This window comes from Paracoccus sp. Z118, from assembly GCF_019061185.1.
Lineage (GTDB): Bacteria > Pseudomonadota > Alphaproteobacteria > Rhodobacterales > Rhodobacteraceae > Paracoccus.
The window spans coordinates 20793-34783 of the sequence record NZ_JAHQZU010000004.1 but is presented as its reverse complement, the minus strand read 5'-3'; the positions used below and the strand labels follow the sequence as shown (position 1 = coordinate 34783).

Here is a 13991-nt window from a genome sequence, read left to right as displayed (position 1 = left end):
CGGTCAGGGCCGATAGTAGTCGCGGAACCACTCGACATAAAGCCGGACGCCCTCGGCGATGTCGGTGGCGGGGGCATAGCCGGTCAGCCCGCGCAGAAGCGTCGTGTCGGCCCATGTCGCGGGCACGTCGCCCGGCTGGATCGGCAGCAGCTGCCGCTCGGCCCGGCGGCCCGTCGCCGCCTCGATGGCGGCGATGAAGTCCAGCAGCCGCACCGGCGCGCCGTTGCCGATATTGACGACCCGGAACGGCGCGACCGGCGAAAGGCTGTCGAAAGCGCCCGCAGGGACATCGCCCGGCGGCACGTCCACCAGCAGGCGGATCGCGCGCACGAGATCGGCGACGAAGGTGAAGTCGCGCTTCATGTCGCCGTGGTTGAAGACCTTGATCGGCCGCCCGTCGAGGATCGCGCTGGTGAACAGCGACGGCGCCATGTCGGGCCGTCCCCACGGGCCATAGACGGTGAAGAAGCGGAACATCGTCACCGGCAGCCCGAACAGATGGGCATGGGAATGGGCCAGCGCCTCGGTCGATTTCTTGGTGGCGGCATAGAACGACATCTGCGTGTCGGCCTTGTCCGTCTCGCGATACGGCATTTTCGTGTTCGCGCCATAGACGCTGCTGGTCGAGGCGAGCAGCAGATGCGCGGGCGGATGGGCGCGGGCGGCCTCCAGCAGCTCGAAGGTGCCGAGCAGGTTCGCCGCGACATAAGCGCGCGGGTTCTCGATGGAATGGCGCACCCCCGCCTGCGCGGCGAGGTGGACGACCGCCTCGGGACGCTCGGCGGCGAGGATGTCCGTCAGCAGGCCTGGCGTTTCGACCTTTCCGCGCACGGCGCGGTAGGCCGGGCTGGCCGCCAGCCGGGCTTCGCGGGCGGCCTTCAGCGCGGGGTCGTAATAGTCGTTGTGGCTGTCCAGCCCGACGACGCGCCAGCCTTCGTCCAGCAGCAGCCGCGAGAGATGGAACCCGATGAAGCCCGCGGCCCCGGTGACGAGCGCGGTGCGCATCAGGGCTTCTTCTGGCGGGGCGGGGTCATCGTCCGGCCATGGATTCCGGCACGATCACCTTTGTTCCCGGCGCAGCGCGGGCGGCGATCCAGTGCAGATGCGGGCGGGCGAAGGCGATGCAGCCCGCCGTGGGCGCGCCCGGCCTGCGCCATTGGTGCAGGAAGATCGCCGACCCCATGCCGGGGCGGGCAACGGGCCAGTTCCAGTCGGTGACCAGCACCAGATCATACAGCGGATCGGCCCGGCGCAGATCCTCGTGGCTGGCGGCGAAGGGCGCGCGCACATGGTGATTGTAGGCCGGATCGTCCGCCGCGTCGCACCACAGATCGCCGGGCCCGATCGGCTCGGCCCAGGGTGCGGGACGGGGCAGGCGATCGGGCCGATACAGCAGCCCGGCGATGCGGTGGGTGCCTGTCGGCGTCGCCCCGTCCCCCTCGCGCTTGTCCCGGCGCACCCCGCCCCGACCGATGGAACAGGGCCAGAGCCGCCCGGCATAGCGGACGCCGGTGGGCGTCAGGACCAGATCGTCCACACTCAAAACAGATGCCCCGATTTTTCGGCCTTCACCGTCAGGTAGTCGTCGTTGAAGCGGTTGCGGCCGACGATCAGCGGCACCCGCTCCACCACCTCGATCCCGTGTTCCCGCATCATGGCGACCTTGCGCGGGTTGTTGGTCAGCAGCCGCACGGACGAAAACCCCATCTCGCGCAGCATCGCCGCGCCCAGGCGGAAGTCGCGCTCGTCATCCTCGAAGCCCAGCCGGTGGTTCGCCTCGACGGTGTCGAACCCCTGATTCTGCAAGCCATAGGCGCGCATCTTGTTGGCCAGCCCGATCCCGCGCCCCTCCTGGTTGAGATACAGCAGCACCCCCGCGCCTTCCCGCCCCATGACGGTCAGCGCGGCGTGAAGCTGCGGGCCGCAGTCGCATTTGAGGCTGCCCAGCACGTCGCCGGTAAAGCAGGCGGAATGGAGCCGCGCCAGAACCGGAAGCTCGCGCGGGGGGCTGCCGATCTCGACCGCGTAATGCTCGGACGCGCCGTCATCGGGGCGGAAGATGTGCAGCCGGCTGTTCTCGGCCGCCAGCAGCGGCAGGCGGGCGGCGGCGACGGGGGCCAGCGCCGCCTCGGCCGCCAGTTGCGCCAGCAGCGGGCCGGCGGGCAGGGTGGTCAGGCCGGGAGGGGCGCCCTCCACCGGCACCATCACCAGCGCGGGCAGAAGCTGCGCCGACTTCGCCAGCCCCAGCGCGGCGCGGTGGGCGGTCACGTCGCCGCCGCGTTCGGTGAAGAACGGCCCCTTCATCGGCGTCATCAGATCGCCCGAGGGGTCCGCGACCGCCCTGAGCCACGGCACGTCCGCATCGCCGTCCAGCCGCACGCGGGCCAGATCGCCGTCATAAGCGCGGGCCTTCAGCGTCTCGGCCCGGCGGCCGGTGATCGCCAGCACGGCGGGGCCGGCGGCGCGCAGGTCGGCCAGCCGCGCGGGGGTCAGCGTCTCGACCGCCGCCGTCAGATGGCCGCCGATCACCACGGGCAGCCCGACTCGCAGGTCGGTGCGGGCGCGGGCGGCGGTTTCGGCGAGGGTGGGGATCAGCGACATCGGCTTCCTTCTGAAACAATCCGTAACATAACGGGCCTGTGGGACAACTGCATGTGAGAAATATGGCAACATGCTGGACCGCGATGCGCGCTGCCCTCACCTTCCGCTCAAACGCAAGTGAACGGAGGCTGACATGGCCGGTCTGAAGAAGATCCTGCTGGTGGACGACGAGGACGACCTGCGCGAGGCGCTGGCCGAGCAGCTGGTCGAGACCGAGGATTTCGACGTGTTCGAAGCCGCCACCGGCGCCGAGGCGGTCGAAAAGACCAAGGGCGCGATCTTCGATCTGGTGGTGCTGGACGTGGGCCTGCCCGACACGGACGGGCGCGAGCTGTGCAAGCGGCTGCGCAAGCAGGGGGTGAAATGCCCCGTGGTCATGCTGACCGGGCACGACACCGACGCGGACACGATTCTGGGTCTCGATTCGGGGGCCAACGACTACATCACCAAGCCGTTCAAGTTCCCGGTGCTTCTGGCCCGCCTGCGGGCGCAGCTGCGCACGCATGAGCAGTCGGAAGACGCGATCTTCCAGCTTGGCCCCTATACCTTCAAGCCGTCGATGAAGCTGCTGACCGACGCCAAGGACCGCAAGATCCGCCTGACCGAGAAGGAAACCAACATCCTCAAGTTCCTGTATCGCGCGCAGGACGGGGTGGTGCCGCGCGATGTGCTGCTGCACGAGGTCTGGGGTTACAATGCCGGCGTGACGACCCATACGCTGGAAACCCACATCTACCGCCTGCGGCAGAAGATCGAGCCCGATCCCTCGAACGCACGGCTGCTGGTGACGGAAAGCGGCGGCTATCGGCTTGTCGCGTGATAGTTGCACCGGCGCGGGAACCTTTGCCGCACCGCCGGGTTGAGGCCACGAAGCCCAGTGGTCCGGGGATGCGGCCACAACTCTCTCTCTTCCCTCCCTCCCTGACTGGCCCCGGTTTCGCACCGGGGCCTTTTCTTTGGCGGGCGGGGACCGATATCTAGGCACGGCAGTCAGAAGGGGAATGGATCATGGCGCACAAGGTGTTCATCGACGGTGAAGCAGGCACGACCGGGCTGCAGATCCGCGAGCGGCTGGAACGCCGCGCCGACATCGACCTGGTGCAGCCGGACCCCGCCCGCCGCAAGGACCCCGCCGCCCGCCGCGAGGCGCTCGAGGCCGCCGATGTCGCCATCCTCTGCCTGCCCGATGCCGCCGCCCGCGAGGCGGTCGCGCTGGCCGAGGGGCTGCCGGTGCGGATCATCGACGCCTCGACCGCGCATCGGGTCGCCGATGGCTGGCTCTACGGCTTCCCCGAACTCTCGGCCGGGACCCGCGCCGCGCTGCCCGGCGCCCGGCTGGTGTCGAATCCCGGCTGCTATTCGACGGGAGCGATCGCCTTGGCCGCGCCGCTGGTGCGGGCGGGTCTGATCGCGGCGGACGAGCCGCTCAGCATCAACGCCGTCAGCGGCTATACGGGCGGCGGCAAGGAGCTGATCGCGGAATACGAATCCGGCGCCGCGCCCGATTTCTTCGTCTATGCGCTGGCGCAGGCGCACAAGCACCTGCCCGAGATCATGGTCCAGTCCGGCCTGACCGCACGCCCGGTCTTCGCGCCTTCGGTGGGCGATTTCGCCCAAGGGATGGCGGTGCAGATCCCGCTGCACCTGAACGGCCGCCGCATCGCCGACCTGCGGGACGCGCTGGCCGCCCATTACGGCGGCGCGCGGTTCGTCAAGGTTGTGGACCCGCAAGCCCGCGTGGTGCCGACGACGCTGAACGACACCAACAGGATCGAGCTGTCAGTCCATGGCAGCGACGAGCACGGCGTGGCGGTGCTGGTGGCGGTGCTGGACAATCTCGGCAAGGGCGCGTCGGGGGCGGCGGTGCAGAACCTCAATCTGATGATCGGCGCGGACGAGGGCGCGGGGCTGTAACCCCGCCCGGCATTATCGCGGGGGAGGAGCGGCGATGAGCAGGACGGTCGAAGATCTGGCGCATCGCTGGCTGAAGCGCCCGCCAGCGGCGCTGAACCCGCATGAGCACCGGGTGCTGCAAAGCTCGATGGAGCGGCGGCCGATCTCGCGCAATATCGGACAGGATTACGGCGCGAACCAGACTTTCGGCGAGCGGCTGGCGGACGCGGTGGCCCGGTTCGGCGGGTCGTGGCGCTTCATCGTCGGCTTCGCGGCGTTTCTGGTGCTGTGGATCGGGGGAAACGCCTGGCTGCTGGGGCGCGAGGCGTTCGACCCCTACCCGTTCATCTTCCTCAACCTGATGCTGTCGATGCTGGCGGCGATCCAGGCGCCGGTCATCATGATGAGCCAGAACCGGCAGGCGCAGCGCGACCGGCTCGACGCGGCCCATGACTACGAGGTCAACCTCAAGGCCGAGATCGAGATCATGGCGCTGCACGAGAAGCTGGACGAGCTGCGCCACAGCGAGTTGCTGACGATGCGCGACGACATCGCCCGGATCGCCGCGCGGCTGGACGAGATCGCGCGGGCCGTTCCGAAAGGGGAAGGGCAGGGCTGAGCGGCGCGGGCTTTCACCGGCCATGTCCGGGAAGCGTCGCGCGGAGCGGCGAGGCCGGACGCTCCGCGGGGGATATTTGAGGACAGAAGATGGGCGGGGCGCCGCGACCGATCAGCACGGGGCGCGAATCAGCGCGGATTGCGGCCGCCCGGCGGCGTCAGTCCGCCTTGATCTGCCGGGCCTCGCCCACGAGCATGATCGGAATGCCCTCGCGGATCGGGAAGGCCAGCCCGGCGGTCCGCGAGATCAGCTCCTGCCGCTGGGCGTCGTAGTCCAGCCGCCCGTGCGTGACCGGGCAGACCAGCGCCTCCAACATGTGACGGTCGAAGGCGCGTTCGGGGGTCTTCGGCTCGGTCAATGGACCGTCTCCTCGTCGTCGGGGCCGCCGTGCAGGGCGTATTCCAGCAGGCCGTCCAGCAGCTCGCGGCGTTCGGGTAGGGTCTCGGCCTCCAGCAGCGCCTGTTTCTCCTCGGTGCCGAGGGGCAGCAGCATGGACAGGCTGTTGATCAGCATCTCGTCGTCGGCGGCGCGGGCGGCCTCCCAGTCGGTCGAAAGCTCGCGCGCCTGCATGTAGCGCAGGAGCTTGTCCAGCATTGAATCGCGGTCCAGCCCCGGATCGGTGGCGGCGCGCGCGTCCCGGTCGGCTTCGAATCCCGACCAGTCCACCTCTCCGCGCAGATAGGGGGTGAAGCCTTCCTCGACCGTGTCCAGCGTGAAGCGGGACGCCGCCCGCAGCACGATGTCCAGCCGCCCGTCCTCATGTTCGGAAAACATCACCACCCGCCCCGCGCAGCCGATGCTGGCCAGACCCTCGCCCAAGGGCTGGATCATGCCGATCAGCCGCTCGGGCGTCTTCAGCGTGTCGTCGAGCATCTGCAGATAGCGCGGCTCGAAGATATGCAGCGGCAGGCTGGCGCGCGGCAGCAGGATCGCGCCCGGCAGCGGGAACAGCGGGATCGCCCGCGGAAGGTCGCGGCCGCGCAGCGCCATCAGGCGAAGATCAGCGACGACAGCCGCCGCCGGCCTTTCTGCGCGATGGGATCGGTGGGTTTCATCGCGTCGAAGATGGTGATGAGCTGCGCCTTGATCGCGCCGTCGTTCCAGTCGCGGTCGCGGCGGAAGCCTTCGAGCAGCTGGTCGATCGCCTCCTCGACCCGGCCCGAGGCGTGGAGCGCGGTGGCATAGTCCAGCCGCGCCTGCTGGTCGGCGGGATCGGCGTTCACCTTCGCCTCCAGGTCGCCGAGCGGTCCGGCCCCCGCCGCCTGACGGGCGAGGGCGAGCTGTGCGCGGGCCGCCTCGACCGGGGCGGATGTCGCGGCCGCCGGTGGCACCTGCGCCAGCGCGGCGTCGGCCTGGTCCAGATCGCCTGCCGCGAGATGGGTGCGGACCAGCCCGCCCCAGGCCTGCGGGTTCTCGGGCTCCTCGCCCAGGATCGCCTGGAAGGTTTCGGCGGCGTCGGCATGAGCGCCCTCGGTCAGCATCGCCTCGGCCGCTTCCAGCGCGGCGCCAAGGCCGCCGTCATCGCCGCCGAGCGCCAGCAGCTTTTCGACGAACTGCTTGATCTGGCTTTGTGGGATCGCCCCCTGGAAGGCATCGACCGGCTGGCCCTGGAAGAAGGCATAGACGGTCGGGATCGACTGCACGCGCAGCTGCGCGGCGATCATCTGGTTCTCGTCCACGTTGACCTTGGCCATGACCACGCGGCCCTTGGCCTTCGCCACCTCGGCTTCCAGCTGCGGGCCGAGCGTCTTGCACGGGCCGCACCACGGCGCCCAGAAATCGACGATGACGGGGACGGTCATCGACTTGTCGATCACCTCGGCCATGAAATCGGCCTCGGTCACGTCCTTGATGAAATCGCCGGCCGGCGCCGGCTGATCGTTCGCGCCCTGCAGCAGCATAGCGAACTCCTGAACCTTGATTTGCGTTGGGGGGAATATGGCGCGGCACACGACCGGTTGAAAGGGCCGTGAATGCGCGGGTTCAGTTTTGCGGCCTGCGGGCGTAAGCTGGCGCGACCTTGATGCAACCATTGCAGGAGCACGCATTTGCCCGACCCGACAGCCCCGGCCGACGAGACCGCGACCCAAGGCCCCCGCACGCTGCCCTCGTTGGGCGTGGCGCTGCTGCCGATCGTCTTCACGCTGGGGCTGCTGGCGTTGCAGCTGTTCTATTACGGCGACTTCACGCCGCATATCCCGCTGGCGCTGGGGCTGGCCTTCACCGGGCTGGTGGGGGTGGTGCGCGGGCAGACCTGGATGGACGTGCGGGCGGGCGTCTTCCACGTGATCCATGTTTCCATGCCGTCTCTGTCCGTTCTGGTCGTAGTGGGGATGCTGATCGGGGTCTGGATCGCCGCCGGGACGGTGCCGACGCTGATCTATTACGGGCTGACGATCCTCAACCCGACGGTGTTCCTGCCGGCGGCGATGCTTCTGTGTTCCATCGTGTCGGTGTCGCTGGGGACCAGTTGGGGAACAGTGGGCACGGTGGGTTTGGCGCTGATGGGAATCGGCGCCGGGTTCGGCGTGCCGGTCGTCTGGACGGCGGGCGCGGTGGTGTCGGGATCGTTCTTCGGCGACAAGATCTCGCCGCTGTCGGATTCCACGAACCTCGCCCCCGCCGTTACCGGTCAGAACGTCTTCGACCATATCCGCAACATGCTGCCCACCACGGTTCCGGCGATGCTGATCGCACTGGTGATCTATGCGGTGGCCGGCTACGCGCTGGTCGAGCCGGGGCAGACGTCCTTCGAGCAGATCACCCTCATCACGACCCGGCTGGACGAGGAGTTCAACCTCGGCCTGATCCCGCTGATCCCGGCCTTCGCGGTGCTGATCCTCGCGGTGACGAAGAAGCCGCCGCTGCCCGCGCTGTTCGCGGGCGTGCTGCTGGGCGGTGCCGTCGCGATCTTCCATCAGGGCGCCGGGCTGCATGACGTCTTCGCCTATGCCCAGTCCGGCTATGAGATCGAGACCGGGGTCGAGGCGATCGACTCGCTGCTGAACACCGGCGGGATGCAGTCGATGATGTGGACGATCTCGCTGATGCTGATCGCGCTGGGCTTCGGCGGCGCGCTGGAGCGGACGGGTTGTCTGGAGGCCGTCATCCTGGCCATCGTCACGCGGGTGAAGACCTTTGCGGCGGTGCAGATTTCCGCCATCGGCACGTCCTTCACCACGAACCTTGTCGCGGGCGATCCCTATATCTCGATCGCGCTGCCGGGGCGGATGTTCTCTCCGCTCTATCGGGGGATGGGGTATTCGACGCTGAACCTGTCCCGCGCAGTGGAAGAGGGCGGCACGCTGATGTCGCCGCTGATCCCGTGGAACGCGGGCGGGGCGTTCGTGATCTCGGCGCTGGGGCTGGGGGTGATGGACGGGAATCTCGCCCATCTGGCGTATATCCCGCTGAGCTTCGCGTGCTGGGTCTCGCCGGTGATCGGGATCATCTATGCGCTGACGGGCTGGTTCTCGCCTCATGCGAGCGACGAGGAGCGGGCGCAGTGGGCGGCCGAGGACCATGATGTCATGGACCTGACCGATTACGAGTTGAGCGACGTGGGGGAGGAGACGGCGGCGGCGGAAGCCACGGCCGAGGAGACGCTCAAGACGCAGGGGCCGCATTGATGGCGGGCGGCGGCGGGCCTCTGCGAGAGCGGCGGCGCGGATCGGCCCCACGCCGCTGAGGCGGTCAGACCGTCAGGTCGAAGCTCGCCAGCACGGGAACGTGGTCGCTCGGCTGTTCCCAGCCGCGCACCGGGCGCAGGATGCGGCTGGCGTGACCCGAGGCGGCGATGTCGCTCGTGGCCCAGATGTGGTCGAGCCTGCGGCCCCGGTCCGAGGCGTTCCAGTCGCGGTTGCGGTAGCTCCACCAGCTGAAAAGCGGCCCCGAGGGGATGTCCTGCCGGGTGATGTCCACCCAGTTGCCGGCCTCCTGCGCGTCGGCCAGATGCGCGACCTCGATGGGCGTGTGGCTGACGATCTTCAGCAGTTGCTTGTGCGACCAGACATCATCCTCGCGCGGGGCGATGTTCAGGTCGCCGACGAGGATCGAACGGCTCGGCGGCTCGGCGTGGAAGGCGTCGCGCATGTCGGTGAGATAGTCGAGTTTCTGGCCGAACTTCTCGTTGACCGTGCGATCCGGCGTGTCGCCGCCGGCGGGAACGTAGAAGTTGTGGACGGTGACACCGTTTTCCAGCCGCGCGGCGACGTGGCGGGCGTGGCCGAGATTCGCGTGGTCGCGCTCGCCCGCGTCCTCGATCGGCAGGCGCGAGAGGATCGCGACGCCGTTATAGCCGCGCTGGCCCCGCGCGACCGACCAGCGGTAGCCCATGTCCGCGAAAAGCTGCAGCGGCAGCTTGTCCACGGGCGACTTGCATTCCTGCAGGCAGATGATGTCGGGCGCTTCCTCGGTCAGAAGCCGCGCGACGAGACCGGACCGAAGCCGGAGCGAGTTGATATTCCAGGTGGCGATGGTGAACATGGGCGGTATGTGGCCCATCGCGGCGGGAAACGGAACCCCGCCGAGGGTGCGGATCAGGGGCGGGCCGCCAGCCGCTGTTCGAGGAAGCGAAGCACCTGGGCTTCCTCGGGGCGAAGGCCGGTGCCGTCCAGCTCGTCCGCGATCTCCTCGCGCATCTCCAGCACCAGATCGTCGGCCAGATAGCTGTCGATCACCTGCGGGTGGATATAGCATTTGCGGCAGATCGTGGGGGTGTTGCCCAGCCGGGCGGCCACGCGGTCGATGGCCTCGCGCACATTGCGCTTGGCGGCGGCCTCGCTGCCGGCCGCCTCGTATTCGGCCAGCGCCATCGCCGCCAGAACCGTGCCGGTCCAGGTGCGGAAGTCCTTGGCGGTAATGTCGCTGCCGGTGATGTCCTTGAGATAGGCGTTGACGTCGCCCGACGTGACCTCGCGCCGCTCGCCGTCCTCATCGAGATACTGGAACAGATGCTGCCCCGGCAGATCCTGGCTTTTCCGCACGATATTGGCGATGCGGCGGTCGCGGACGGACAGGTCCCATTGCTTGCCCGACTTGCCCTTGAACCGGAACCGCACCTCGGCGCCCGAGATGTCCACATGCCGGTCGCGCAGGGTGGTCAGGCCGTGGGACTTGTTCTGCCTGGCGTAATCCTCGTTGCCGACGCGGATCATTGTGGTTTCCAGCAGCCGCACGACGGTCGCCAGCACCTTCTGGCGCGGGATGCCCCGGCGGGACAGGTCCGCGTCCACCCGCTCGCGCAGGGCGGGCAGGGCGCGGGCGAAGTCGAGCATCCGTTCGTATTTGGCGCTGTCGCGCACCTCGCGGAAGCGGGGGTGATAGCGGTATTGCTTGCGCCCCCGCGCGTCGCGGCCGGTGGCCTGAAGATGGCCGTTCGGGTCGGGGCAGATCCAGACGTCGGTATAGGCGGGCGGGATCGCCAGCGCCCTGATGCGCGCCAGTTCGCCCTTGTCGCGGATCGGCTTGCCATCGAGGCCGCGGAAGCTCCACCCCTTGCCGGCGCGGCGGCGGGTGATGCCGGGCTCGGCGTCGCTGACATAGACCAGCCCGGCGCCCTCTGCGGCATCCTGGGGATCGACGACTGTTCCTGTGTCACTGGGCATTCACCTACCCGAACGAGGCCAGTTCGGAACGGCGGATGCCCCGGTTTCGTTCCGCCGGGCGGGTCAGGAGGGATTGCCGCCCGCCGCCCCGTAATGCTCGCCCGCCGGTTCGCGGATGCGGTATTCCACGATCTCGGTGCGTTGCAGGAAGACGAAGTTGTCGTCGGAGATCATCGTCAGGCGCAGGCCCAGCCCGTCATCCCAGACCGACAGCCCTTCGAGGTTGTCATACTGCCGGAACCGCGTCGTCAGCAGGATGCGCCCCGGCCCCAGCGCACCCTCGCCCAGATCGAAGCGGCGCACGCGCGAGGCGAAACCCATCAGGCCCTTGAAGTCCCGCTCCAGCAGATAGAGCCGACCGTCCGGGCCGATATCGGCGGCGACGGGGGCGAAGCCGTCCAGATGCGGGATCGTCCACGGGATCGTCCACTCGCCGTCCCGCCGGACCCAGACGGGGTATTCCTTCGCCCCGGCGGGCCGTGCTTCGGGGATCGTCAGCAGCGCGCCGCCGGGCAGGATCGCCAGCGCCTCCAATGCGGTGTTGCGGCTGAGCTTGCGGAAGCCGGGATGTCCCTCGATGGGGGTCGAGGGGGAATCGGGCGTGTCGTAGCGGGCGACACGGACCATCCCCTCGAAGCTGACATAGATCTCACCCTCCGGGCCGATGGCCATGCCTTCGGAATCGCCGATCCAGCCGGGCGGAAGGGGCTTGCCCTTCTGGTCGCGCAGCCGGGCGGCGCCGGCGGCGGTCATTTCGCGGATGCGGCCCTGCCGGTCGCGGTGGATGCTGCCCCAGCGCAGCATCGCCCGGTCGGAAAGGACGGTGTAGGTCGATCCGTCGTCCGACACCTCGATCCCGGAAAAGCCGCCGAAATCCTCCTCGGGCACCCGCCAGACGAAGGTGCCCACATGCTCCACGCTGAGCGGCGCGGGGGCGGGGGAGGAGGCGAGCGGCGGGGGCGCGGCGGACGAGACCGGCACCGCCCCCGCGCAGGCGGCGGCCAGTCCCAGCGCGAGCGCCGCCGTCAGCGCGAGACGAGGGCCTGACATGCGCGTGGCAGTTCGCTCATCCGGTAGCTGCGGGGGTGGCGGTAATCGGGATTCGGCGGCGCGGGCGGCGGCGGGTCGATGCGGTTGCGAATCCACTGCGCGGCCTCTTCGCAGCCGTCGCCGGGGGGCGGGGCGGCCTGGTTCTCGCAGCCGGGCGATCCCGCCTGGCAGGCGAGCCGGACGTGGAAGTGATAGTCGTGCCCGCCAATGGGGCGGATCTTGCGCAGATAGGCGCGGTCGCCGCGCTCGGCGTTGCACATCATCACCTTTGCCACCGGATCGACGAAGATGCGGGCGACGCGCGGGTCGCTGGCGGCGGCGCGGATGATGCCGTGATGGGCCGCCGACCACAGGTCGCTGGCCGCGACCCCGCCGCGCACGACCGATTGCGACGAGATGTTCTCGCGCTGCTGGGGCGACAGACGCAGGGACGAGGGCGGCAGCATCCAGATGTCCGCGTCCAGCCCGATCTGGTGGCTGGCATGGCCGGTCAGCATCGGCCCGCCCATCGGCTGGCTCATGTCGCCGATGTAAAGACCGGGCCAGCCATATTGCGTCGCCGCCCGCGACAGGCCGATTAGGAAGCCGACCAGCTCGGGCTGGCCCCAGTTGCGGTTGCGCGACAGCCGCATGGCCTGCCAGGTCGGGCCGCTTTCCGGCAACTGCACGTTGCCCGACGCGCAGCCCCGCGAATAGCCGCCGATGGCCTGCGGCTGGGCGCGGTTGGCGACGCTCTGGGCGCCGAAGACGTCCTTGGCCAGCGGCTCGGCCAGGACGGGCTGCGCCATGACGGCGGCAAGCGCCAGCGCCATGGCGGCTTTCAGGGTCTTGCGGATCACTGCTCGCTCTCTCCCTCAGGGTTGACCCATCTTAGCAGCAGCAGCGACAGAAGGAACATCACGATCAGCGGCGAAATGCCGAGGCGCTGGTTGCCGGAGATCTGGGTGACGGCGGCGATGCTGGCGGGTGCGAGGAACGCCGTCGCCTTGCCGGACAGGGCGTAGAGGCCGAACGCCTCGGTCGCGCGTTCGGGATGGGCGTGGCGCACCATCATCGTTCGGCTGGCGGCGGCCAACGCCCCGCCCGCGCCGCCGATGGCGACGCCGCACAGCAGGAAGATCGCGTCGGGCGCGCGCGAGCCGGGGGCGAAGGGCGCGCCGAAGATCGCCTCGCGCCCCATGCCGACCAGCAGCGTGCAGACGGCGGCGAGGACCAGTGTGCAGCCGATGATGACCGGCTTCGGCCCCCAGCGCCGGTCGGCCCGCCCGCCCAGCCAGCTGATGAGCGCGGCGGCCAGCGCGCTGATGACGCCGAAGACGCCCGACCAGATCACCGGCCAGCCGAGAACCGTTCCCGCATAGACCCCGCCGAAGGCGTAGAGCCCGTTCAGCCCGTCCCGCGACAGCATCGACGACACGAGCCACGCCGCCAGCGAGTGCCGGTGCCGCAGGCTGCGGAGCAGCCGGCCCAGATCGGCCAACGCAGGCCCGATCCGAACCGGGCGGCGCGGCCCGGCAGGCTCGCGCACCCAGGCGAAGAACGGGATCATGAACACCGCATACCAGAGGGCGGTGAACGGGCCGACGAAGCGTGTACCTTCCCGCGCCCCGGCATCCAGCCCAAGCGCGGGCGGGTTCCCCAGCAGCGTCAGCCCGCTGACGGCGCTTTCCGCGAACAGCGCCAGCATGATCGCCAGCGACAGCACCCCGCCCAGATAGCCGAAGGCGAAGCCGCCGCCCGACAGCCGCCCGACCTCCTCGCGCGGCCCGAGCGAGGGCAGCAGGGCGTTGGTGAAGATGGTGGCGAACTCCATCCCGATCAGGCCGAGGCCGAAGAAGACCAGCGCGGGAACCAGCGGCGGATCGGTGGGGGCGAGGATCCACAGCCCCGCCGCGCCGATGATGTAGAACAGCGAGAACAGCCTGATCCACGGCATCCGCCGCCCCGACGTGTCGGCGACCGCGCCAAGCACCGGGGCGAGCACGGCGATGAAAACCCCGGAGAGGGCGAGCGCATAGCCCCACAGCGTCTGCGCCCTTGCGCCCGCCGCCTCGGGTGTCATGCCCTGTGCGACAAACGCGCCCCGCGCCACTTCCGCGAAGTAGATCGAGAAGATGAAGGTCAGCAGCAGCGTGGCATAGGGCTGGCTCGCCCAGTCGAAGAACCACCAGCCCCAGATGCGCCGGCGCGTGTCCCGATCCGTCATGCCGCCCCCGAGTGCT

At 69.4% G+C, this 13991-nt stretch carries 15 protein-coding genes; 4 read left to right on the top strand and 11 right to left on the bottom strand.

Annotated elements, in window-relative coordinates; all coding sequences use genetic code 11:
- Positions 1–3 precede the first annotated feature (3 nt).
- From KTN05_RS04250 to ribA, 3 genes are read right to left on the bottom strand one after another with little or no spacing between them, the layout of a single operon-like run.
- On the bottom strand, positions 4–1005 hold the full coding sequence (locus KTN05_RS04250; protein WP_217328142.1) for an NAD-dependent epimerase/dehydratase family protein: 1002 nt from the start codon (positions 1003–1005) through the stop codon (positions 4–6).
- Positions 1006–1030: 25 nt separating this feature from the next.
- Positions 1031–1543, bottom strand: coding sequence for a L,D-transpeptidase (locus KTN05_RS04245; protein ID WP_217328141.1), 513 nt, complete (start codon positions 1541–1543; stop codon positions 1031–1033).
- Complete coding sequence (gene ribA, locus KTN05_RS04240; RefSeq protein WP_217328140.1) at positions 1540–2601, bottom strand: GTP cyclohydrolase II; 1062 nt, start codon at positions 2599–2601, stop codon at positions 1540–1542. Before ribA ends, KTN05_RS04245 begins: the two co-directional genes overlap by 4 nt.
- A gap of 133 nt (positions 2602–2734) precedes the next feature.
- On the opposite strand from ribA, the gene KTN05_RS04235 reads away from it, so the two are divergent.
- The 3 genes from KTN05_RS04235 to KTN05_RS04225 all read left to right on the top strand — a co-directional run bounded on the left by KTN05_RS04235 (position 2735) and on the right by KTN05_RS04225 (position 5113).
- Positions 2735–3421 (top strand): response regulator transcription factor, encoded by a 687-nt coding sequence (locus tag KTN05_RS04235; RefSeq protein WP_217328139.1) that lies wholly within the window; start codon positions 2735–2737, stop codon positions 3419–3421.
- 188 nt (positions 3422–3609) lie between these two features.
- The gene (argC, locus tag KTN05_RS04230) at positions 3610–4515 is read left to right on the top strand and encodes an N-acetyl-gamma-glutamyl-phosphate reductase (RefSeq protein WP_217328138.1); all 906 of its coding nucleotides are present in this window, start codon (positions 3610–3612) and stop codon (positions 4513–4515) included.
- A gap of 34 nt (positions 4516–4549) precedes the next feature.
- Entirely contained in the window at positions 4550–5113 is a 564-nt protein-coding gene (locus tag KTN05_RS04225) for a DUF1003 domain-containing protein (RefSeq protein WP_217328137.1), read from the top strand.
- A gap of 157 nt (positions 5114–5270) precedes the next feature.
- Here KTN05_RS04225 and KTN05_RS04220 read toward each other — a convergent pair whose 3' ends face one another.
- Genes KTN05_RS04220 through trxA form a run of 3 tightly spaced genes read right to left on the bottom strand, consistent with a single transcriptional unit; the run spans position 5271 to position 7014 of the window.
- Positions 5271–5429 carry a Trm112 family protein gene (locus KTN05_RS04220; RefSeq protein ID WP_217328324.1) on the bottom strand — a complete coding sequence of 53 codons (159 nt, stop codon included), beginning with the start codon at positions 5427–5429 and terminating at the stop codon, positions 5271–5273.
- A 38-nt stretch (positions 5430–5467) separates the two neighbouring features.
- Positions 5468–6103 carry an LON peptidase substrate-binding domain-containing protein gene (locus KTN05_RS04215; RefSeq protein WP_217328136.1) on the bottom strand — a complete coding sequence of 212 codons (636 nt, stop codon included), beginning with the start codon at positions 6101–6103 and terminating at the stop codon, positions 5468–5470.
- Positions 6103–7014, bottom strand: a complete 912-nt coding sequence (gene trxA / locus KTN05_RS04210; RefSeq protein WP_217328135.1) for a thioredoxin — start codon at positions 7012–7014, stop codon at positions 6103–6105. Before trxA ends, KTN05_RS04215 begins: the two co-directional genes overlap by 1 nt.
- A gap of 147 nt (positions 7015–7161) precedes the next feature.
- Here trxA and nhaC point away from each other — a divergent pair, with 147 nt between their 5' ends.
- Positions 7162–8742, top strand: coding sequence for a Na+/H+ antiporter NhaC (gene nhaC / locus KTN05_RS04205; RefSeq protein ID WP_254367982.1), 1581 nt, complete (start codon positions 7162–7164; stop codon positions 8740–8742).
- Between the two features lie 64 nt (positions 8743–8806).
- Here nhaC and KTN05_RS04200 read toward each other — a convergent pair whose 3' ends face one another.
- The 5 genes from KTN05_RS04200 to KTN05_RS04180 all read right to left on the bottom strand — a co-directional run bounded on the left by KTN05_RS04200 (position 8807) and on the right by KTN05_RS04180 (position 13975).
- Positions 8807–9598, bottom strand: coding sequence for an exodeoxyribonuclease III (locus KTN05_RS04200; protein ID WP_217328134.1), 792 nt, complete (start codon positions 9596–9598; stop codon positions 8807–8809).
- A gap of 53 nt (positions 9599–9651) precedes the next feature.
- Positions 9652–10719, bottom strand: a complete 1068-nt coding sequence (locus tag KTN05_RS04195) for a DNA topoisomerase IB (protein ID WP_217328133.1) — start codon at positions 10717–10719, stop codon at positions 9652–9654.
- A 63-nt stretch (positions 10720–10782) separates the two neighbouring features.
- Positions 10783–11769, bottom strand: coding sequence for an esterase-like activity of phytase family protein (locus KTN05_RS04190; protein ID WP_254367981.1), 987 nt, complete (start codon positions 11767–11769; stop codon positions 10783–10785).
- Positions 11745–12608, bottom strand: coding sequence for a penicillin-insensitive murein endopeptidase (mepA, locus tag KTN05_RS04185; protein WP_371823270.1), 864 nt, complete (start codon positions 12606–12608; stop codon positions 11745–11747). Before mepA ends, KTN05_RS04190 begins: the two co-directional genes overlap by 25 nt.
- A complete protein-coding gene (locus tag KTN05_RS04180) occupies positions 12605–13975 on the bottom strand; it encodes an MFS transporter (protein WP_217328132.1) in 1371 nt (456 codons plus the stop codon). The genes mepA and KTN05_RS04180 overlap by 4 nt, the downstream gene beginning before the upstream one ends.
- Positions 13976–13991 lie beyond the last annotated feature (16 nt).

Excerpts from the sequence above, each read along its gene's own strand:
- KTN05_RS04215 (WP_217328136.1), bottom strand. The coding sequence starts at position 6,103 with ATGGCGCTGCGCGGCCGCGACCTTCCGCGGGCGATCCCGCTGTTCCCG.
- KTN05_RS04235 (WP_217328139.1), top strand. The coding sequence starts at position 2,735 with ATGGCCGGTCTGAAGAAGATCCTGCTGGTGGACGACGAGGACGACCTG.
- trxA (WP_217328135.1), bottom strand. The coding sequence starts at position 7,014 with ATGCTGCTGCAGGGCGCGAACGATCAGCCGGCGCCGGCCGGCGATTTC.
- argC (WP_217328138.1), top strand. The coding sequence starts at position 3,610 with ATGGCGCACAAGGTGTTCATCGACGGTGAAGCAGGCACGACCGGGCTG.
- ribA (WP_217328140.1), bottom strand. The coding sequence starts at position 2,601 with ATGTCGCTGATCCCCACCCTCGCCGAAACCGCCGCCCGCGCCCGCACC.
- KTN05_RS04180 (WP_217328132.1), bottom strand. The coding sequence starts at position 13,975 with ATGACGGATCGGGACACGCGCCGGCGCATCTGGGGCTGGTGGTTCTTC.
- KTN05_RS04220 (WP_217328324.1), bottom strand. The coding sequence starts at position 5,429 with ATGTTGGAGGCGCTGGTCTGCCCGGTCACGCACGGGCGGCTGGACTAC.
- KTN05_RS04195 (WP_217328133.1), bottom strand. The coding sequence starts at position 10,719 with ATGCCCAGTGACACAGGAACAGTCGTCGATCCCCAGGATGCCGCAGAG.
- KTN05_RS04225 (WP_217328137.1), top strand. The coding sequence starts at position 4,550 with ATGAGCAGGACGGTCGAAGATCTGGCGCATCGCTGGCTGAAGCGCCCG.
- KTN05_RS04190 (WP_254367981.1), bottom strand. The coding sequence starts at position 11,769 with ATGTCAGGCCCTCGTCTCGCGCTGACGGCGGCGCTCGCGCTGGGACTG.
- KTN05_RS04200 (WP_217328134.1), bottom strand. The coding sequence starts at position 9,598 with ATGTTCACCATCGCCACCTGGAATATCAACTCGCTCCGGCTTCGGTCC.
- KTN05_RS04250 (WP_217328142.1), bottom strand. The coding sequence starts at position 1,005 with ATGCGCACCGCGCTCGTCACCGGGGCCGCGGGCTTCATCGGGTTCCAT.